An 18,168-nucleotide genomic window follows, 5' to 3' on the forward strand; every position below is an offset into this window, starting at 1 on the left:
GGTGCGTCTCAACCGTCTTTCCAGTCCGTCAGGCCAACCTCAGCTGCGCCGGTGAAGGGGTATTTACGGATTAGACTCCCCACCCGCAAGCGGAAAATGAACAAAAACTATAGAAAATGCAGATTGCAAAATTAGTTATTTATTTTCAAATTGTTAGCGGCTCGCTATCAAGCGGAAGTGAGCCAAAATCGTCGGAAACACAGACGGGGTTCCGCACTTTATCGCCTTGTTCACAATGTTACTCACAGACTCGCTTCCGAGTCAGGCAGAATCTGCTGTGTTGGACTGGAGTGACAGGCTTGGAATCGGCAACCGGAGGGTAAGAAGGATGACGATAGCTGCCAAGTAGATCAGCGGCTCGATCTGAAACCCTTTTGCCAGCATCACATAATGCAGGCCACCCAGCAAAGCGGCCGGGTACACCAGCCAATGCAGCCTGCGCCAACGCGGCCCCAGATGGCGCACCGACCAGTTGTTGGATGTTACCGTCAGAGGCAACAGCAAAAGAAACGCCCCCATTCCAACTGTAATATAAGGACGCTTGAGAATATCCGCCCAAATCTGGCTGGGAAGCTGTACGTCCAGAACCAGCCAGACAAGGAGATGCAGGCTGACATATACAAAAGTCAGCACGCCAATGGCCCGACGGAACTTCATCAGGTTCAAGCCCACAAATCGGCGCAAAGATGTGATGGCCAGGCCGGCAATCAGCAATTGTAACGCCAGTTCGCCATAGCGGTGCTCCAGCGCCTCAATCGGTTCGATCCCCAAACCGCCAGTCAGGCCAAGATAGAACAGCCAGGGCGCAGGCAGCACCCCCATCAAATAAACAGCCCATACCGGAATACGCCGGAGTGTCTGATTGATGGCTTGCATGATTCTAGTAATTCCTGGCCAGATCCATACCTTCATAAAGGCTGGCGACTTCTTCTTCATAACCGTTGAACATCAGCGTCGGTTTACGCGAGGCAAACAAGCCGCCGCCGATTTCACGTTCAGAGGCTTGTGACCAGCGCGGATGATCCACGTTCGGGTTTACATTGCTATAAAACCCGTATTCTCGCGAATTGGCCATATTCCAACTGGTGGGCGGCTCTTCTTCAGCAAGCGTGATGCGGACAATCGACTTGATCGATTTAAACCCGTATTTCCACGGCACGACCAGACGCAAAGGCGCGCCGTTCTGATTTGGGATCGGCTTGTTATAGATACCAGTGGCCATGATCGTAAGCGGATGCATCGCCTCATCCAGGCGCAAACCCTCGCGATAGGGCCATTCCAGAATTGGATAGCGTGTTCCCGGCATCTCATCCGGGCGGTGGGCCGTTTCGAACGCCACGTATTTCGCGCCCTCTTTAATCCCTGCCATGTTCAGAAGATCGGCCAATTCGAACCCGTTCCATGGAATGACCATCGACCAGGCTTCAACGCAACGGAAGCGATAGATGCGTTCTTCGATCGTCATCTCGGACAGGATGTCCTTGAAATCATACTCACCGGGACGATCGACCAGACCGTCAATCTTGACGCTCCAGGGTTCGGTCACCAGCGTATGTGCATATTTCGCCGGATCATCTTTTCCGGTCCCGAACTCATAGTAGTTGTTGTAACTCGTGATCTCTTCCCACGTGTTCGGCTCCAGCGCATCCTGCGCCGCAGCTGGTCGACCCATTGCCGCCAAACCAACACCCGCCATCCCGGACATGACCTGCCGCCGGTTCAGGAACGCCGCCCGTGGGGTGACGTTGGCATGTGTCAATGTATTGGTCCAGCGATGCGCCATCTGGGTCTCCGTCATATTCGTTTGTCATTACATATTTAGGGTGCTGATAGCACAGACCCATGGAAACAGGCGTCACGTTTGAGCGACGTGATTGTAACGTTCCGGTTGGCGACAGGCCCAGACAGGCGGACTGTGCCGCGCTTTGCCCGTTTTCGACGGTCGTCACGACCTGAGCCAACTCGCGGTGCTCGAACATTACGCCGGGCATATACGTTTTACTCAGAGCTGGCTCTGAAAGGAGAATTACAGCCGGGTAGCCTGCCTGCAGTCTTTACAACTGCGGGTCTAAAACTGCACTCTGTCCGACAGGCACCATACGCGATCAACAGTGTGGCGGGCCTGTTTTTGCAGCCTCGTGGCCGCAATGGGAGGACAAAAATGTGTGATATCTGTGTAATGAACGCCGTAAAAGACAGGATGCTGTCCCGGCGCGGGTTCTTCAAAGCTGCTGCGGCATCGGGTGTTGCGGCTGCCGCAACCGGAGCAATGGCACCGGCCACACTGGCCGCGGGGCATGGCGGTGTCCAAGACATGACCCACACGCTCAGCCCGGAGTTCCCGACCTGGGGCGGAGAGCCGGGCATCTCGGCTGAACAGGCATTCAATTTCGCGGAACACGGATTCAATCTGTTCAATTTGTCGATTAATGAGCATACGGGCACGCATATAGATGCCCCACTGCACTTTTCTGCGGATGGAGCTTCAGTCGATGAAATCCCGGTCTCAGATCTGGTTGCACCACTTTGCGTGGTCGATATCGCAGCCCGCGCAGCAGAAGACGCCGATACGCGTTTAACCCCTGATGACCTGAAAGCCTGGATAGCCACCAACGGTGACATCCCCGACGGGGCCTGCGTCGCCATGCACTCGGGATGGGCAGGCAAAACCGCTACGGATAAGTTCCGCAATTTCGACGGCGAAGCGCAGCATTACCCAGGCTTTCACGTTGAAGCTGCGCAGATGCTGATGGAGGAAACCGGGGCGCGGTCAATTGCCGTTGACACCTTGTCACTGGATCACGGCATGTCTGCGGATTTCGCCACCCATTATGCCTGGTTGCCTTCTGGCCGGTTCGGGATCGAATGCCTGGCCAATCTGGACCGGGTACCCGCGACGGGCGCGACACTTGTTATTGGCGCACCGAAACACGCTGGCGGCACCGGAGGTCCGGCGCGGATACTTGCGCTGATCTGACCTAACTGACGTACGGCGAAACTGGCCCGCTTTCTTCAGTGGGCCAGTTTCCTTCTGCGCATTCCATGAGTGGTAGGCACTGAGAGAAAGCCAGCCAATGGGCAAGACCAAATCTGATACCACACGGCGCTATGATACCGCTGCACCAAAATGGCGGGATAAGATGCGTGCTCTTGGTTATTACGATGCGTATCTTGGTTTTCTGTCAGCAAGTCAGCTCGCGCCAGAGCACAACAATCGGGTTGTTGATATCGGTGCCGGAACCGCCTCGTTTGCAGAAGCCTGGGTCGCTGTTCATGGGTCACCCGTCGAAGTAACCCTTCTCGAACCCAGTCAAGCCATGTTGAAACAGGGTCAAAGCGCGTTACAGGCGCGGGGTGTCGAGCCAAGACTTGTGCAGGGCTTGTTAGGGTCTGTCGTTCTGGAACCCGCTGATGTGGCACTGGCTGCGCATGTCATCGAACATTGCCTCGATCCTTTGTGCGCACTTGAGCAGATTCACGATTTGATGCGCCCTAGTGGTCGTTTGTATCTGGTGGTGTCAAAGCCGCATTGGTGCAATGCGATCATCTGGCTGCAATGGCGCCATCGCACATTCGGCAGAGAAGAAATTCTGGGACTATTGCACAAAGCTGGCTTCGAATGCGAATGTGAGCACTCATTTCCCGCAGGCCCACCATCCCGGACAAGCCGGGGAATTTTGGCGCGTCGGAGAACGTAGATTCAGACAAATAAAGACCCGCCAATACGGCGGGTCTTCCGTTTGTGCCTAAGTCAATGCACCACTGCGTCATCCGGGCGGGGCCGCTCCGACGTCCCCAACCGGTCACCGATGATCAAGCCATCTGCCCCGGCGGTGACTGGAACGACCTCACCATCCTTGATATCACCAGCCAGCAGCGCTTCGGCCAGCGGGTTCTGCAGGGCGCGCTGAATCACGCGTTTCAGCGGGCGGGCTCCGAAGACAGGGTCATAGCCTTCGTTGGCCAGCCATTCCTTGGCGCCATCGTCCAGGGCCAGCTCGATCTTGCGGGCCGCCAGGCGTTTTTGCAGACGCGCCATCTGGATATCGACGATGCCATCCATATCGGCCCGCTTGAGCCGGTCAAAGATGATTGTTTCGTCCAGACGGTTCAGGAACTCGGGCCGGAAATGTGCCCGCACCGCATCCATCACGTCACGGCGGGCCTGCGCGCTGTCCGCGCCATCGGGCAACTGGCTGAGCGCCTGAGAGCCGAGGTTTGACGTCAGAATGATCAGCGTCTGCTTGAAGTCCACGGTGCGGCCCTGACCATCGGTCAGCACACCGTCATCCAGAACCTGCAACAGCACGTTGAACACATCCGGGTGCGCCTTTTCGACCTCGTCAAACAGCACGACCTGATAGGGCCTGCGCCGCACGGCTTCGGTCAGCACACCGCCTTCGTCATAACCGACATAGCCCGGAGGGGCACCGATCAGACGGGCAACCGCGTGTTTCTCCATGAACTCGGACATGTCGATGCGCACCATCGCGTTGTCGTCGTCGAACAGAAAGTTCGCCACGGCCTTGGTCAGCTCGGTCTTACCCACGCCGGTCGGTCCGAGGAACAGGAACGACCCCAGTGGGCGGCCTTCGTCATTCAGACCCGCTCGCGCACGGCGCACGGCGTTGGCGACAGCAGTCACCGCTGCATCCTGACCAATCACGCGGGAATGCAGAGCGTCTTCCATCCGCAACAGCTTCTCGCGCTCACCTTCCAGCATTTTCGAGGTCGGGATACCGGTCCAGCGTTCCACGACAGAAGCAATCTGTTCAGGGCGCACCGTTTCCTCGGCCATCATACCATTGCTTTCGGCGTTCTCGGCCTCGGTCAGCTTTTTCTCAAGCTCGGGGATGACGCCATAGGACAGTTCCCCCGCTTTGGCCAGGTTGCCTTCACGCTTGGCGATCTCAAGATCAGCGCGCGCCTTGTCGAGCTGTTCCTTCAGGTCACGGGCACCCGCCAGCTTGTCGCGTTCGGCCTGCCATTGCGCTGTCATCTCGGCGGATCGTTCCTGCAAATCGGCCAGGTCCTTTTGCAAGGTTTCTAGACGATCTTTCGAGGCCGCGTCATCTTCAAGCTTCAGTGCCTCTTCCTCGATCTGCATCTGGAGGATGTTCCGGTCGAGTTGATCGAGTTCTTCGGGCTTGCTGTCGACCTCCATCCGCAAACGCGATGCGGCCTCGTCGACAAGGTCGATCGCTTTGTCGGGCAGAAAGCGGTCAGTGATATAGCGGTGCGACAGGGTCGCCGCTGAAACAAGCGCTGAATCCGAGATGCGCACACCGTGGTGCAGTTCGTACTTTTCCTTGATGCCGCGCAGGATGCTGATCGTATCTTCGACCGTCGGCTCCTGTACCATTACAGGCTGGAACCGGCGCGCAAGGGCTGCGTCTTTTTCCACGTATTTGCGATACTCATCCAGCGTGGTTGCACCGATACAATGCAGCTCGCCTCGGGCAAGCGCAGGCTTGATCAGGTTGGCAGCGTCCATGGCGCCGTCCGATTTCCCGGCACCGACCAGCGTGTGCATCTCGTCGATGAACAGGATGATTTCACCCGCAGCTTCAGTCACCTCGGTCAGAACGGCCTTGAGGCGTTCTTCGAATTCACCGCGGTATTTCGCGCCAGCAATCAACGCACCCATGTCGAGCGCCAGCAGCTTCTTGTCCTTCAGCGATTCCGGCACGTCACCGTTGATGATACGCAGGGCCATGCCCTCGGCAATCGCGGTCTTACCGACGCCGGGCTCACCAATCAGAACCGGGTTGTTTTTGGTGCGACGCGACAGAACCTGCATCGAACGGCGGATTTCCTCATCCCGACCGATGATCGGATCAATTTTGCCTTCGGCTGCAGCCTCGGTCAGGTCACGCGCATATTTCTTGAGCGCGTCATAGCCTTCTTCCGCCGACGCGCTGTCAGCAGTGCGACCCTTGCGAATGTCGTTGATCGCCTCGTTCAGTTTTTGCGCTGATACGGCTCCGGCGTCCAATGCATCCTTGGCCTTGGACTTCACCATGCACAGCGCCATCAGAACACGTTCAACCGGCACGAAACTGTCGCCTGCCTTTGAGGCTATCTTTGCGGCCTCGTCCAGGACTTTGACAGTCTGGCCATCCATGTAAATCTGGCTCGCGTCACCGCTGACCTTGGGGATTTTCCCCATCGCGCTGTCCAGCGCTTCAACCACGCGGTTCGGGGCCCCACCCGCGCGCGTGATCAGGTTGCTGGCCAACCCCTGATCGTCATCCATCAGTGCTTTGAGTATATGCGTTGGCTCCAGCCTCTGGTGCCCCTCGCGCAGCGCAATGGTTTGCGCTGCCTGCACGAATCCCCGTGCCCGCTCGGTGAACTTGTTCAAGTCCATGATATTCTCCTTTTCCAAGCGCCCCGTTTTGACATGCCCGCCTGGCAGCACATGTCGGTCGAAGCCTCACATTCAATCTGGGAAATATCTTCGGTGGTTCAAGAGGCTAAAACACAGAAATCGACCTATTCGCGCTGGATGGTATAGACTGAATAACCACCGGTCTCGGCAACCTGAACGGCACCCAGATCATTTACCAAAGATTGGGCTGCCGCACTTCCCGTCGGGCAAGAAACCAGATCTGCCGTATGGTCCAGGAAATTGCCGGTAAACGCCGTTTCACCAGTAAGTTGACACCAATCATCCTCGGACCTGTAACCACCAACCAAACGCAAATCGTCATTGGTCGGCACAGGTGCAGCCCCTGTATCCGTCTCCTCGGGCGGCGTTTCATTACATGCGGCCAGTGCAATCAACGCGCCCAACAAAACCAGCTTTTTCATTTGTCGCCCCTTATTTTGAATTCGAGTTTTCAATACAGAGCACGATAACACGATTTGAAGCTGCCTGCGCGGCTTAGCAGATGGACAGAGCGGCCCGAAGCCGCTAGGACGCAGACGTTTGCCAAAAAGGAGCGCCCCCCATGTCTGATGACCGCCTGATCGTAGCCCTTGATGTTCCCAACGCTCTGCAAGGGTTGGCCATGGCAGAACGTTTGGGGGACAGCGTTTCTTTCTACAAAATCGGGCTGGGTATGCTGACCGGTGGCGGGTTGGCATTGGCCAACGAGCTGAAACAGGACCACGGCAAGCGCATCTTCCTGGACATGAAATTGTTCGACATTGGCAATACTGTAGAAAATGCCGTTCGGGGGTTGGCGCAATTCGATCTGGATTTTCTGACCGTGCATGGTGACCCTCATGTGGTGCGCGCTGCCAAAGAAGGTGCTGCGGGTAAAGACCTGAAGATCCTCGCCGTGACCATCCTGACCTCGCTGAACCGCGACGATTTGGACGCAAGTCTTCTGAAATCCGGCGATGTGCAGGACTTGGTTGTCGAACGCGCGGCCAAAGCCTTTGAAGCCGGAGCTGATGGCGTTATCGCCAGCCCGCAGGAAGCCGCCCTGATCCGTGCTCTGCCACAGGCTGAAGGGCGTCTGATTGTAACCCCTGGTGTGCGCCCGGCTGGCGCAGCGCTTGGTGATCAGAAACGTGTAGCCACCCCGGCAAGCGCCATTCAGGATGGCGCAGATCACATCGTTGTTGGCCGCCCGATTTATCAGGCAAAAGACCCAAAGGCCGCTGCTGAGGCCGTTCTTTCCGAATTAAATTCTCTCAAGGTGTGCTAAGACCACCTGGTCATTTCAGGTGGGTTTTGCGTTGGATTTTCCGCGCAACAAGTTGACCTAAGGTCACTTTTTGACGAAACCGCGCCAAATCGTCTCTGTGCCAGAAAACACACATTCAAAACCCGAGTTTTCTCGGCACAACCTTCATCCTATCGAAACTAATGATTTTCAGCGATTCTGAAGGGGAAATACTCCCCTACGAACCGCTTCTTCCTGAGGTTCGTTACTTCCCCCCGCGATGTGCGGGGGGTCTTCTTTTCAAATCATCCCATGCCAGCAGGGCCTTTGATCCAGGATCACAGGTGATATAAAGAACTTCCAAGCCAACTGCGGAACGCATGAGGACGCAGATGCCCGGTCTTTGCCGAGATTGCCTGACCACATTGTCAAACGAACAACGCTGTACTGCCTGTGGCAGTCCGCGGGTAAAGACTCACTCGGAACTGTTTGACCTGTCGATTGCCCATATGGATTGTGACGCCTTCTATGCCTCGGTGGAGAAACGTGACAACCCTGAACTGGCGGACAAACCGGTTATCATTGGCGGCGGCAAGCGCGGCGTTGTTTCAACTGCCTGCTACGTTGCCCGTATTCGCGGTGTCCGGTCGGCCATGCCCATGTTCAAGGCGTTGCAACTCTGCCCCGAAGCCGTCGTGATCAAGCCGCGCATGTCCGTCTACGCCCAGGTGTCGCGCGACATCCGCGCCATGATGGATGAATTGACACCCGTGGTCGAACCCCTGTCGCTGGACGAAGCCTTCATGGACCTGTCGGGAACCGAACGTTTGCATGGCGCGCCACCGGCCGTCATGCTGGCGCGTCTGGTCAAGCGCATGAAGGATGAAATCGGTGTCACCGGCTCAATCGGGTTAAGTCACAACAAGTTTTTGGCCAAGGTCGCATCGGACCTCGACAAACCGCGCGGATTTTCAGTGATTGGCAAGGCGGAAACGGCAGAGTTTCTGAGTGACAAACCCGTAAGGTTGATCTGGGGCATTGGCCCGGCTGCGCAGGAAGCGCTGGACCAGGCCGGGATCAGAACTTTCAGTGATTTGCTGCGTTGGGATCAGGAAGCGCTGACCGCGCGGTTCGGCTCAATGGGATATCGCCTGTGGCACTTGGCTCGGGGTCAGGACAAGCGACGCGTATCGGCGCATGAGCCGATGAAATCCATCAGCAACGAGACGACATTTTTCGAAGATACGTCGAGCCTTGATATTCTGGACGGTCATTTGTGGCGGATGGCCTTGAAAGTGTCGGACCGCGCCAAGGCAAAGGATCTGGCTGGTCGGGTTGTCACGTTGAAACTGAAGAAAGCCAATCACAAGATCCTGACGCGGCGCGTATCCTTGCGGGATGCGACACAGATTGCCGACCGGATTTACCGCACGGCCCGGGGCCTGTTCGATCAGGTTGGCGATCAGGGGCCATATCGATTGTTGGGCTGTGGTTTGTCCGACCTTTGCCCGGCTGATCAGGCGGATATTTCCGGCGACTTGCTGGATCCGGATGCTGCCCGCAGATCCAAGGCCGAACGGGCCACGGACGAGATTCGCCAGCGGTTCGGGGCCGAAGCAATCATGAAGGGCCGTGCGCTGCGCTGAAGCTACTCCGCCGCCAGACGCTCTGGGCTCGCACCCAGGCTGGAAATCTCGCGAACCACCTGCCTGAGCAGCTTCGAGAACGCCATGAAATTGGCATTGGGCGCGATTTTTTCTTCGTCCATGTACAAAGCGCGATCGATCTCGATCTGTACAGCGTGCTGCTGGCGACCGGGACGACCATAGGTTTGCGTCACATATGCTCCGGCAAAAGGCGCATTGCGTGCCACGTTGAGACCCGCTGCCGCGAAAGCGGCTTCAATGATATCGACGACCTCTGACGACGCGGACGCGCCAAACCGGTCGCCCAGCACGATCTCGGGCCGCCTTCCGCGCGCAGTGCCCGCCATGGCCACCGCCTCGTGCGGCATCGAGTGGCAGTCCACCAGAATTGCCTGTCCGAACATCTCGTGTGATTCGGCCAGCAGGGATTTCAACCGCGCATGATAAGGGCGCCAATAGGTGTCGATGCGCAGCCGCGCTTCGTCCATGGTAAGTTTGCCGCGATAGATTGCCCGACCGTTGGCAACTACGCGGGGAATCACCCCCAGCCCTGACGCGACCCTTGGATTATGCCCGTGCCTGCGGGCACCGCTGATCAAGGCCGGGTCAAGCTCATCCAGGCTGCGGTTCAAATCCAGATAGGCACGCGGCATGGCCGCCTTGATCAAAGGGGCACCGTTTTCCGCCGCGGGCGCGAACAGCTGATCAACAAAGGCGTCTTCTGAGGATCGAATCACGCTCCGGTTCAACACGGACCGGTTCAGAAATGCCTCAGGATACTCCCGCCCGCTGTGTGGCGATGAAAAAACCACGCACGAGGTGCGGTTTTCGGGCATATCCAATACATAGGCTGCGCTTTGCATGATCCCTCCGTGTTCGCAATCAACATAGACCGGAAAAATTGTTCTTCCAAACCCCTTGAACCCTTTTGCGACTCCTTTTATAGACCCCGCTACCGGCGCGGGGATCCGCGCCCCATTTCGTTATGGGGCACGGCACGCAAAGGGAAAGTGGGCGGTTAGCTCAGCGGTAGAGCACTTCGTTGACATCGAAGGGGTCACAAGTTCGATCCTTGTACCGCCCACCATCGTTTCACTGTTCCGGTTGTCCGGGGCACCCGAGTAACCCAGGCGCTGGCCACGTCCTTGATGAAGGCGCCGCAGATTGGAGACAGACCATGAAGGTCAAGAACTCGCTCCGCTCGCTCAAGAACCGGCACCGCGACTGCCGGATTGTGCGTCGCAAAGGCCGCGTCTACGTGATCAACAAGACGCAGCGCAAGTTCAAAGCTCGTCAGGGCTAAGAACTGCACATCACTGCTTAAAGAAACCGCACCTTCGAGTGCGGTTTTTTTTGTTCTACCCGCGCCTAAAATGTAATCCCTGCATGGATCAGAATGCCCACGACCATAAGAAAGTTCAGAACCATCGAAATCCCGTTGCCGACATAGATTGGAAGCTTTCCAACAACCAAGCCGTAAGCAAACCAAAGCAGGGACAAGGCGGTATATAGCGACCAAGACAACAAGGATTGTCCCGAGGCATGGTGCGAATGCGTCAAATACAGCTTCACGAGCTGCGGCAGTGTGGCAAAAGGACCAACCACGCCAACAAAAACCATGAACCCTTCAAAGCGCGACATCCAATGGCCAAGGTTAGATTTCTCCAATTTTTCAGCCAGTGTTTCGGGCATATCTCACGTTCTTCCTTTAAGTGAATAAGACGGCATGTTCTTTTTCTCGGACAATCTGTCTTGCCAAAATATCCGCTAGAAGCGCTTGGACCAAGTCCCTCGACCACGTTACCACCAACCTTCCCCCCCTCGTATGCCTTCAGAGCATCGCATATTGAACGTCACTAGCGACCTTTTGACCAAGTAAATCAGTCAGATTTACTTGCATCCCGCCCAGAATCGTATAATTGAGAAAATCAGTCGGATTAATGACCGACCCGAAATTCAATTGTTGAGGCACACAATGCTGAAATCCACGACCTGCCTGGCCGCCGCGCTGTCGGCTCTGATCGCAACCTCTGCCGCCGCCGAAGGCGAGCTGAACCTTTATTCGTCGCGCCACTATGACACCGACGAACGGCTGTATACCGACTTTGAAGACGCAACCGGCATCAAGATCAACAGGATCGAAGGCAAAGCGGATGAACTGATTGCCCGGATGGAAGCGGAAGGCGCAAACTCACCTGCCGACGTGATGCTGACCGTGGACACGTCGCGCCTGGCACGAGCCAAGAACGCAGGTATCCTGCAATCGATCGACAGCGCAAAACTGGAAGAGCGCATTCCAGCCAACCTGCAGGACAGCGACAATCAGTGGTTTGGTTTCTCGCAACGCGGTCGGATCATCTTTTTCGACAAGGAAAACGTGACCAACCCGCCGGCCACCTACGCTGATCTGGCCAAACCGGAATACAAGGGAATGGTTTGTATCCGGTCTTCGACCAACACCTACAACCAGACCCTGCTGGCGTCGATCATCACACACGAAGGCACTGAGGCCGCCAAGTCCTGGGCCGAGGGTGTTGTCGCCAACATGGCGCGTGACCCGCAGGGCGGGGACACCGACCAGTTGCGCGGCATCGTTTCGGGCGAGTGTGACATCGCGGTTTCGAACACCTACTATTTCGCGCGTTCCATTCGCACAGACGTCAAAGGCTTGTCCGCAGACCGCGACATGATCGGCTGGGTCTTCCCGAACCAGGACAGCTATGGCGCGCATATGAATCTATCCGGTGGTGGGGTCGCCGCGCACGCACCCAACAAGGAAAACGCGATCCTGTTCCTTGAGTATCTGGCCAGCGATCAGGCGCAGAAATACTTCTCGGCGGGAAATGACGAGTTCCCGGCTGTTCCAAATGTCGAACTGGCCGAGTCCGTCAAGGCGTTGGGTGAATTCAAGGCCGACGACGTGAACCTTTCAGACGTTGCAAAGAACATCCCCGAAGCGCAGAAGATCTTTAACGAAGTTGGCTGGAAGTGATCTTTCTTAGCGCTGACTTATTGAAAAGGATGCGGATTGTCCGCATCCTTTTTCGTTGATATGTGATATTTGTTAGTGTATTTTCTCATATATGAGAAATTTTTTCACGATGGTGTAATGCCTGACACCCTGTCAAACCGCCTTGCCAATCGCCTGAGCGAGCTGCGCCGCGGGCGCGGTTGGTCTTTGGATTACCTTGCCGAACGCAGCAGGATCAGCCGCGCCACCTTGTCCCGTATGGAAAAAGGGGATGTCAGCCCAACAGCCGACAACCTAGGCCGTCTGTGTGCTGCATACGATCTGCCGATCTCACGCCTGCTGATGATGGTTGAAGACAGCTTTGACCCCAAGGTTCCATTCGAACACCAGACCGAGTGGCGCGACCCTGAAACCGGCTTCACCCGCCGTGCTGTTTCACCACCCGCAAGTGGATTAAACGCCGAGGTTCTGGAATGCCACCTTCCCCGGGACAGGGTCATTACCTACGAAGTGCCAACTAAATCGGGGCAAGAGCATCATCTGATCTTAGTGGACGGAGCGCTTACCCTGACAGTCGATGGAGCACCCCACGCGCTGAACGCCGGGGATTGCCTGCGCTACCATCTGTCGGGACCGACCCGGTTTGAAACAGGGGCGTCGCGTGGCGCACGTTACCTGCTGGTGCTTATATGATCACGCGCCTGACCGATAACGATTTTGACGCGGCTCTGGACGACCTGGCAGAAATCCTGCATGCCTGTGTTCATGATGGGGCCAGCATAGGTTTCATACTTCCGTTTACCCTGAATGATGCGCGTGCGTACTGGCAACAAAACGTACAGCCCGATCTTAGGTCAGGTAAGCTGGACTTGTTCGTTTCGAATGACGGTTCCCGCATTGCAGGCACCGTTCAACTGATCCCGGCGACAATGCCCAACCAACCCCACCGCGCCGACGTGGCGAAACTTCTGGTCCACCCCAACGCCAGACGGCGGGGGTTAGGCCGATCCCTGATGAATGCGCTTGTTCTTCGGGCGCGAGAGGTGGGGCGCACGGTGCTTGTACTTGATACGCGCAGCACCGACCCCTCGCGGCTGCTTTATCAAAGCCTTGGGTTTCAGATCGCGGGGGAAATACCGAATTACTGCCGGAACCCATTTGAACTAAAATTTGAGCCCACAACCTATATGTACAAAAACCTTGACCCTTGAAAAGACGCGGCCCCCGCTACTCGGCGGCGCTAACCTTTTCGGGGAACTTGTTCGGCAACAGCCCGAGGCGGCGCGCACGACGAACATCTGCCAGCAGGTCCCGTTCGGCGGCCTCAAACAACTCTTCAGGGTCATCCAGAACAAAATACCCCATCTGGTGCATGTCGATCCGGTAGGGCGTTCGCAGAATCGTAAGAACGTCAAATGGGTCACGATCGGGTATGTCGCTGGTCACGGCATAGACCAGTTCTGTCGGCGACGACGCCAACCCTGAACCCAGCGCCTTGATCTGACCGTTCTGGCGACGCAGGCCAAATTCGATCGAAAACCAGTAGAGCCTGATCAACCAGGCATAATCCGCGTCATCTGCCTGCTTTCCGGCTAGCCCGATGGCGTGGCTGAACGCGGCAAAACGCGGATCACTTAACAACGGGGTGTGTCCGAAAATCTCATGAAAGATATCCGGCTCTTCGATATAGTCGAAATCTTCCCGGGAGCGGATGAAAGAAGCGGCCGGAAAAACCCGATCCGCCAGCATCCCGAAAAACGTCTTGAACCCGATCAGCGCCGGAACCGGCTGCACCCGCCAGCCGGTCAGGTCCAGCAGCCGTTTCGAAATTTCTGCACAAGAAGGCACTTTGGTCTTCGGTAGGTCCAGCCGCGCCAAACCGCTTAAGTATTCCGGCGCCATATAGCGCCGTACGTTTTCTTCCTGTGCCGCGTAAAGATCAGCCCAGACCGCATTCTCTTCGTCTGTGTAGGTAATGTGGCCATATTCATCCGCCAGTTTGGCGACATATTTGGTCGATTTGGGCATCAGCATCCTCCTGCATGAGATCAGGATACCTCAACTCACATGGAGAATTTGTTTTGATATTCTGAGTATCGCCCGTATTATGAACGAAACATTCCGAGATATTGCCATTTGCGGGCCAAATGCTTCACCCTGCCGACATTGATATTTTGCGAGAGCTTCAGGCCAGTGGACGCCTGTCCATGCAGGAACTGGCCGACCGGACCGGGTTGTCGGCCTCGCAATGTTGGCGCCGCGTCCGTGACCTTGAATCGTCCGGGGTGGTTTCAGGGTATCGCGCGCAGGTCTCTGCCAAGGCAGTCGGCCTGAATGCCATTGCCTATGTCCACGTCGCGCTGAAGGACCATCAGGAAAACAGCATCTCGGCGTTTCTTCGTCTGGTCGAGACCGAGCCGCAAATCGTCGAGTGCGCCTCGATCACCGGGGATCACGACTTTATCCTGAAGGTTTACGCCAAAACCCCTGAGGATCTTGAGGTCTTCATCATGCAGCGCCTGTTGAAATCAGGGCTGGTCCGCGACACCCGCAGCAACTTTGTGCTTCGCCAGACCAAGACCCGCGGCCCTTTACCCATTCTTTGACAGGGTCCACCGAAACGGAACCTGAGCGGCTCTGTTAGCGGCATAACCCATCCTTTCAAAGACGTGGTGTTGAAGGGCTGGGTGTGTCACTCAGTTGGAAAAGCTCGGCCACCATTTATTGGCGGCCGGGCTTACAAGGATCAAAACGTCTTCAGAAGTGAGCCGATTTCGCGGTCGCGGGCTTTTCCATCGGCGGCGCGAACTTAGTCAAATCGATCCCCTTTACTGCCGACTTGTATTCCTCGGCGGTTGGGGTCCGGCCCAATATAGCCGAGAGCACGACAACCGGTGTCGACGCAAGCAGGGACTCACCCTTTTTCTCATCGGAGTCTTCAACGACACGACCCTGGAAAAGGCGCGTGGATGTCGCCAGAACGGTATCGCCTTTTGCAGCCTTTTCTTGGTTCCCCATGCAAAGGTTACAGCCGGGCCGCTCAAGGTACAGGATATTTTCGTATTCCGTGCGTGCCTTGTTTTTCGGAAACAGATCGTCGAATTCAAAGCCCGAGTATTTCTGAAGAATGCTCCACTCGCCTTCTTCTTTCAGCTCATCGATGATGTTGTAGGTCGGTGCTGCGACAACCAGCGGGGCCTTGAATTCGACAGTGCCCTGTTCCTCTTCAAGGTTCTTAAGCATCTGCGAGACGATAATCAGATCGCCCTTGTGCACCATGCACGACCCGACAAAGCCCAGATCGACCTTCTTTTCACCCTTGTAGTAGGAAACCGGGCGGATAGTGTCGTGGGTGTAACGCTTTGATACGTCAGCGTTGTTCACATCCGGGTCGGCTATCATCGGTTCGTCGATCTCATCCAGATCAACGACGAGCTCGGCAAAATACTTGGCGTTTTCATCGGGTTTCAGGGCCGGCTTTTCACCCGACCTGATCTCCGCTATCCGCGCATTCGCCTTGTCGATCAGACCTTGCAGCGTCTGGGCTTCGTTTTCCATACCCTTGTCGATCATGATCTGGATGCGGCCTTTGGCGATTTCCAGAGATTCAATCAGCGTGTCATCTTCGGAAATACAGATCGAAGCCTTGGCCTTCATCTCGGCCGTCCAGTCGGTGAAGGTGAACGCCTGATCCGCCAGCAAGGTGCCGATATGAACTTCGATGATCCGGCCCTGGAAGACGTTGTCACCGAATGTCTTCAACATCTGCGACTGGGTGGCGTGAACCACGTCGCGGAAATCCATATGGTCTGCCATCTGGCCCTTGAAGGTCACCTTCACCGATTCAGGGATCGGCATCGTGGCTTCACCGGTGGCCAGCGCCAGCGCAACGGTGCCCGAATCCGCTCCAAACGCTACGCCCTTGGACATGCGGGTGTGCGAGTCGCCGCCAATGATGATGGCCCAGTCATCCACGGTGATGTCGTTCAGCACCTTGTGGATTACGTCTGTCATCGAATGGTAAACACCCTTGGGATCACGCGCAGTGATCAGGCCAAAGTTGTTCATGAACTTCATCAGTTTGGGAATGTTCGCCTGCGCCTTTGCGTCCCAAACTGACGCTGTGTGGCACCCGGACTGATATGCGCCATCAACGATGGGCGAGATCACGGTTGCCGCCATGGCTTCCAGCTCCTGCGCGGTCATCAGGCCGGTGGTGTCTTGCGACCCAACGATATTGACCTTCACCCGAGCATCCGAGCCCGCGTGCAGAACCTTTCCGTCAGCCATGCCAACCGCGTTTTTGTTGAAGATCTTCTCGACAGCTGTCAGGCCCTGACCCTCGTGCGAGATTTCCTTGGACGGAGCAAATGCAGATTCCAGCGCAACGCCAAGGGTTTCGGCCGCAAAGGTCTGCAGCTTCTTGCCAAAGACAATAGCGTAAGAGCCGCCAGCCTTGATGAATTCGACCTTTTGCGGCGTGAAGGACGACGATACATCGACAAGCTCTTTATCGCCTGCTTCGTTGTAAAGCTTCTTGTCCTTTGTGTTGATGGTCAGAACGGTTCCGGTTTCGACCGAGTATTTCTGTTCAAGGACAGGACTTTCGTCGTTGTTCAGGATCGGGTTGCCGTCGTCATCCAGCTTTTTGACCCAGTTCTTCAGGTCAATGCCGATACCTCCGGTCACGCCAACGGTGGTCAGAAAGATCGGTGAGATTCCGTTTGTTCCCGCGACAACTGGTGCGATGTTCACAAAGGGAACATAAGGGCTGGCTTGCGTTCCGGTCCACAAGGCGACGTTGTTGACGCCGGACATGCGCGACGACCCGACGCCCATGGTCCCTTTTTCGGCGACCAGCATGACACGTTTGTCCGGGTGTTGTTTCTGCAAATCCTGAATCTCGGCCTGTGCCGCCGGTGTGATCATGCATTTGCCATGCAGTTCCCGATCCGCACGAGAATGCGCCTGATTACCGGGCGACAGAAGGTCGGTGGAAATGTCTCCTTCGGCCGCGACATAGGTCACAACCTTGATTTCCTCTTCGATGTCAGGCAGCCGGGTAAAGAACTCGGCCTTGGCATAGCTTTCCAGAATGTCCTTTGCGATCGCGTTTCCGGCCTCCAAAGCAGACTTGAGGCGCTGGGTATCCGCATCATACAGGAACACCTGCGTTTTCAGCACCTCTGCCGCCTGACTTGCGATCGACGCATCATCGCCCAGCGCCAGATCCAGCAGAACCTCGACCGAGGGGCCGCCTTTCATATGTGACAACAACTCGAACGCGAAGGCCTGCGAGATTTCTTCGACCGAGGCTTCACCCAGTATGATCTCTTTCAGGAACCGCGCCTTTTCACCAGCTGCGCTGGTTGTACCCGGCAGCGTGTTGTAGATGAAATAGGACAAAGACTCGGCGCGATGAACGTTGTCCACATCTTTGATTTGTTCAATGATTTCCTGAAGCAGCGCACCGTCTTCAATGGGTTTGGGGTGCAAACCTTGCTCTTTGCGCGTCTCGATCTCGTTCAGGTATTCTGTATATAGGCTCATGACGGTTCCGACCATTTAGCTGGTGCGCTGGCAGGTAATAAACCAGCGCCTTAATTTTGTATGCCGCGGTATACTAAATGCTCACAACTTGCAAGACTCTCTCCTGCGACCCTGTGTCCTGATCGAGGATGTATCTGTCGAAATATCTGTCCGTCATGCGTGATTTGTCTGTCGCGGCCAATTGGTATCAGCACACTGGTACCCTAGCCCCCAGTGGCGGAAATCAGTTCCTTGGCCAGTGGCAAGTGTGAGTAACCCAGCCGAGACGGTGTCAATCCCAATCGCAAAATCACCATATCATGAGAGGGGAAGATTCCAATGGACTGTCCATCATGCCCCCGCAACCAGACCGCATCTTCAAAAGGTGGCACATCTCCGGGTGCTT

17 protein-coding genes and 1 tRNA gene are annotated in these 18,168 nt (G+C 56.1%); 10 read left to right on the forward strand and 8 right to left on the reverse strand.

What is annotated here, in order from left to right:
* Positions 1–261: 261 nt before the first annotated feature.
* Together msrQ and msrP are read right to left on the reverse strand one after the other, a co-directional pair.
* Complete coding sequence (gene msrQ, locus ACR0JI_RS12940) at positions 262–876, reverse strand: protein-methionine-sulfoxide reductase heme-binding subunit MsrQ (protein ID WP_480494588.1); 615 nt, start codon at positions 874–876, stop codon at positions 262–264.
* Positions 877–880: 4 nt separating this feature from the next.
* The gene (gene msrP / locus ACR0JI_RS12945; protein ID WP_480476886.1) at positions 881–1,783 is read right to left on the reverse strand and encodes a protein-methionine-sulfoxide reductase catalytic subunit MsrP; all 903 of its coding nucleotides are present in this window, start codon (positions 1,781–1,783) and stop codon (positions 881–883) included.
* A gap of 378 nt (positions 1,784–2,161) precedes the next feature.
* Here msrP and ACR0JI_RS12950 point away from each other — a divergent pair, with 378 nt between their 5' ends.
* Together ACR0JI_RS12950 and ACR0JI_RS12955 are read left to right on the forward strand one after the other, a co-directional pair.
* Complete coding sequence (locus ACR0JI_RS12950; RefSeq protein ID WP_480474870.1) at positions 2,162–2,977, forward strand: cyclase family protein; 816 nt, start codon at positions 2,162–2,164, stop codon at positions 2,975–2,977.
* A 97-nt stretch (positions 2,978–3,074) separates the two neighbouring features.
* On the forward strand, positions 3,075–3,698 hold the full coding sequence (locus tag ACR0JI_RS12955) for a class I SAM-dependent methyltransferase (protein ID WP_480474869.1): 624 nt from the start codon (positions 3,075–3,077) through the stop codon (positions 3,696–3,698).
* Between the two features lie 53 nt (positions 3,699–3,751).
* Here the strand turns inward: ACR0JI_RS12955 and clpB are convergent, their stop codons facing one another.
* Positions 3,752–6,370 carry an ATP-dependent chaperone ClpB gene (gene clpB, locus ACR0JI_RS12960; RefSeq protein ID WP_480494586.1) on the reverse strand — a complete coding sequence of 873 codons (2,619 nt, stop codon included), beginning with the start codon at positions 6,368–6,370 and terminating at the stop codon, positions 3,752–3,754.
* Positions 6,371–6,495: 125 nt separating this feature from the next.
* Positions 6,496–6,813 (reverse strand): hypothetical protein, encoded by a 318-nt coding sequence (locus tag ACR0JI_RS12965; protein ID WP_209599181.1) that lies wholly within the window; start codon positions 6,811–6,813, stop codon positions 6,496–6,498.
* A 140-nt stretch (positions 6,814–6,953) separates the two neighbouring features.
* Between ACR0JI_RS12965 and pyrF the strand changes: the two genes are divergently transcribed.
* A complete protein-coding gene (gene pyrF, locus ACR0JI_RS12970) occupies positions 6,954–7,658 on the forward strand; it encodes an orotidine-5'-phosphate decarboxylase (protein ID WP_480474867.1) in 705 nt (234 codons plus the stop codon).
* A 350-nt stretch (positions 7,659–8,008) separates the two neighbouring features.
* Positions 8,009–9,262 carry a DNA polymerase IV gene (locus tag ACR0JI_RS12975; RefSeq protein ID WP_480474866.1) on the forward strand — a complete coding sequence of 418 codons (1,254 nt, stop codon included), beginning with the start codon at positions 8,009–8,011 and terminating at the stop codon, positions 9,260–9,262.
* 2 nt (positions 9,263–9,264) lie between these two features.
* On the opposite strand, the gene ACR0JI_RS12980 is transcribed toward ACR0JI_RS12975, so the two are convergent.
* Positions 9,265–10,125, reverse strand: a complete 861-nt coding sequence (locus ACR0JI_RS12980) for an N-formylglutamate amidohydrolase (RefSeq protein ID WP_267365028.1) — start codon at positions 10,123–10,125, stop codon at positions 9,265–9,267.
* A gap of 149 nt (positions 10,126–10,274) precedes the next feature.
* Here ACR0JI_RS12980 and ACR0JI_RS12985 point away from each other — a divergent pair.
* Positions 10,275–10,349, forward strand: a tRNA-Val gene (locus tag ACR0JI_RS12985).
* Positions 10,350–10,439: 90 nt separating this feature from the next.
* Positions 10,440–10,565: a type B 50S ribosomal protein L36 gene (ykgO, locus tag ACR0JI_RS12990; protein ID WP_008755722.1), complete on the forward strand. Its 126-nt coding sequence runs from the start codon at positions 10,440–10,442 to the stop codon at positions 10,563–10,565.
* 65 nt (positions 10,566–10,630) lie between these two features.
* Here ykgO and ACR0JI_RS12995 read toward each other — a convergent pair whose 3' ends face one another.
* Positions 10,631–10,954 (reverse strand): SemiSWEET transporter, encoded by a 324-nt coding sequence (locus ACR0JI_RS12995; protein ID WP_480474865.1) that lies wholly within the window; start codon positions 10,952–10,954, stop codon positions 10,631–10,633.
* A gap of 283 nt (positions 10,955–11,237) precedes the next feature.
* Here ACR0JI_RS12995 and ACR0JI_RS13000 point away from each other — a divergent pair, with 283 nt between their 5' ends.
* The 3 genes from ACR0JI_RS13000 (at position 11,238) to ACR0JI_RS13010 (ending at position 13,444) form a co-directional block, all read left to right on the forward strand.
* A complete protein-coding gene (locus tag ACR0JI_RS13000; RefSeq protein WP_480494584.1) occupies positions 11,238–12,254 on the forward strand; it encodes a Fe(3+) ABC transporter substrate-binding protein in 1,017 nt (338 codons plus the stop codon).
* Between the two features lie 117 nt (positions 12,255–12,371).
* Positions 12,372–12,926 carry a helix-turn-helix domain-containing protein gene (locus ACR0JI_RS13005; RefSeq protein WP_480494582.1) on the forward strand — a complete coding sequence of 185 codons (555 nt, stop codon included), beginning with the start codon at positions 12,372–12,374 and terminating at the stop codon, positions 12,924–12,926.
* On the forward strand, positions 12,923–13,444 hold the full coding sequence (locus tag ACR0JI_RS13010; RefSeq protein WP_480494580.1) for an N-acetyltransferase family protein: 522 nt from the start codon (positions 12,923–12,925) through the stop codon (positions 13,442–13,444). The genes ACR0JI_RS13005 and ACR0JI_RS13010 overlap by 4 nt, the downstream gene beginning before the upstream one ends.
* 16 nt (positions 13,445–13,460) lie before the next feature.
* On the opposite strand, the gene ACR0JI_RS13015 is transcribed toward ACR0JI_RS13010, so the two are convergent.
* Entirely contained in the window at positions 13,461–14,261 is an 801-nt protein-coding gene (locus ACR0JI_RS13015; protein WP_480494578.1) for a phenylalanine 4-monooxygenase, read from the reverse strand.
* Between the two features lie 119 nt (positions 14,262–14,380).
* Here ACR0JI_RS13015 and ACR0JI_RS13020 point away from each other — a divergent pair, with 119 nt between their 5' ends.
* A complete protein-coding gene (locus tag ACR0JI_RS13020; protein WP_480494575.1) occupies positions 14,381–14,839 on the forward strand; it encodes an Lrp/AsnC family transcriptional regulator in 459 nt (152 codons plus the stop codon).
* Between the two features lie 151 nt (positions 14,840–14,990).
* Here the strand turns inward: ACR0JI_RS13020 and ACR0JI_RS13025 are convergent, their stop codons facing one another.
* Positions 14,991–17,783, reverse strand: a complete 2,793-nt coding sequence (locus tag ACR0JI_RS13025) for a bifunctional aconitate hydratase 2/2-methylisocitrate dehydratase (protein WP_480494573.1) — start codon at positions 17,781–17,783, stop codon at positions 14,991–14,993.
* Between the last annotated feature and the right edge of the window lie 385 nt (positions 17,784–18,168).

Source organism: Ruegeria sp. N10, assembly GCF_056531545.1.

Bases quoted from the DNA above. Each gene is read 5' to 3' on its own strand.
- ACR0JI_RS13005 (WP_480494582.1), top strand. From the start codon at position 12,372: ATGCCTGACACCCTGTCAAACCGCCTTGCCAATCGCCTGAGCGAGCTG.
- ACR0JI_RS13010 (WP_480494580.1), top strand. From the start codon at position 12,923: ATGATCACGCGCCTGACCGATAACGATTTTGACGCGGCTCTGGACGAC.
- ACR0JI_RS12955 (WP_480474869.1), top strand. From the start codon at position 3,075: ATGGGCAAGACCAAATCTGATACCACACGGCGCTATGATACCGCTGCA.
- ACR0JI_RS12965 (WP_209599181.1), bottom strand. From the start codon at position 6,813: ATGAAAAAGCTGGTTTTGTTGGGCGCGTTGATTGCACTGGCCGCATGT.
- ACR0JI_RS12975 (WP_480474866.1), top strand. From the start codon at position 8,009: ATGCCCGGTCTTTGCCGAGATTGCCTGACCACATTGTCAAACGAACAA.
- msrP (WP_480476886.1), bottom strand. From the start codon at position 1,783: ATGGCGCATCGCTGGACCAATACATTGACACATGCCAACGTCACCCCA.
- pyrF (WP_480474867.1), top strand. From the start codon at position 6,954: ATGTCTGATGACCGCCTGATCGTAGCCCTTGATGTTCCCAACGCTCTG.
- msrQ (WP_480494588.1), bottom strand. From the start codon at position 876: ATGCAAGCCATCAATCAGACACTCCGGCGTATTCCGGTATGGGCTGTT.
- ACR0JI_RS12995 (WP_480474865.1), bottom strand. From the start codon at position 10,954: ATGCCCGAAACACTGGCTGAAAAATTGGAGAAATCTAACCTTGGCCAT.
- ACR0JI_RS13025 (WP_480494573.1), bottom strand. From the start codon at position 17,783: ATGAGCCTATATACAGAATACCTGAACGAGATCGAGACGCGCAAAGAG.
- ykgO (WP_008755722.1), top strand. From the start codon at position 10,440: ATGAAGGTCAAGAACTCGCTCCGCTCGCTCAAGAACCGGCACCGCGAC.
- clpB (WP_480494586.1), bottom strand. From the start codon at position 6,370: ATGGACTTGAACAAGTTCACCGAGCGGGCACGGGGATTCGTGCAGGCA.
- ACR0JI_RS12950 (WP_480474870.1), top strand. From the start codon at position 2,162: ATGTGTGATATCTGTGTAATGAACGCCGTAAAAGACAGGATGCTGTCC.
- ACR0JI_RS12980 (WP_267365028.1), bottom strand. From the start codon at position 10,125: ATGCAAAGCGCAGCCTATGTATTGGATATGCCCGAAAACCGCACCTCG.
- ACR0JI_RS13015 (WP_480494578.1), bottom strand. From the start codon at position 14,261: ATGCCCAAATCGACCAAATATGTCGCCAAACTGGCGGATGAATATGGC.
- ACR0JI_RS13000 (WP_480494584.1), top strand. From the start codon at position 11,238: ATGCTGAAATCCACGACCTGCCTGGCCGCCGCGCTGTCGGCTCTGATC.
- ACR0JI_RS13020 (WP_480494575.1), top strand. From the start codon at position 14,381: ATGCTTCACCCTGCCGACATTGATATTTTGCGAGAGCTTCAGGCCAGT.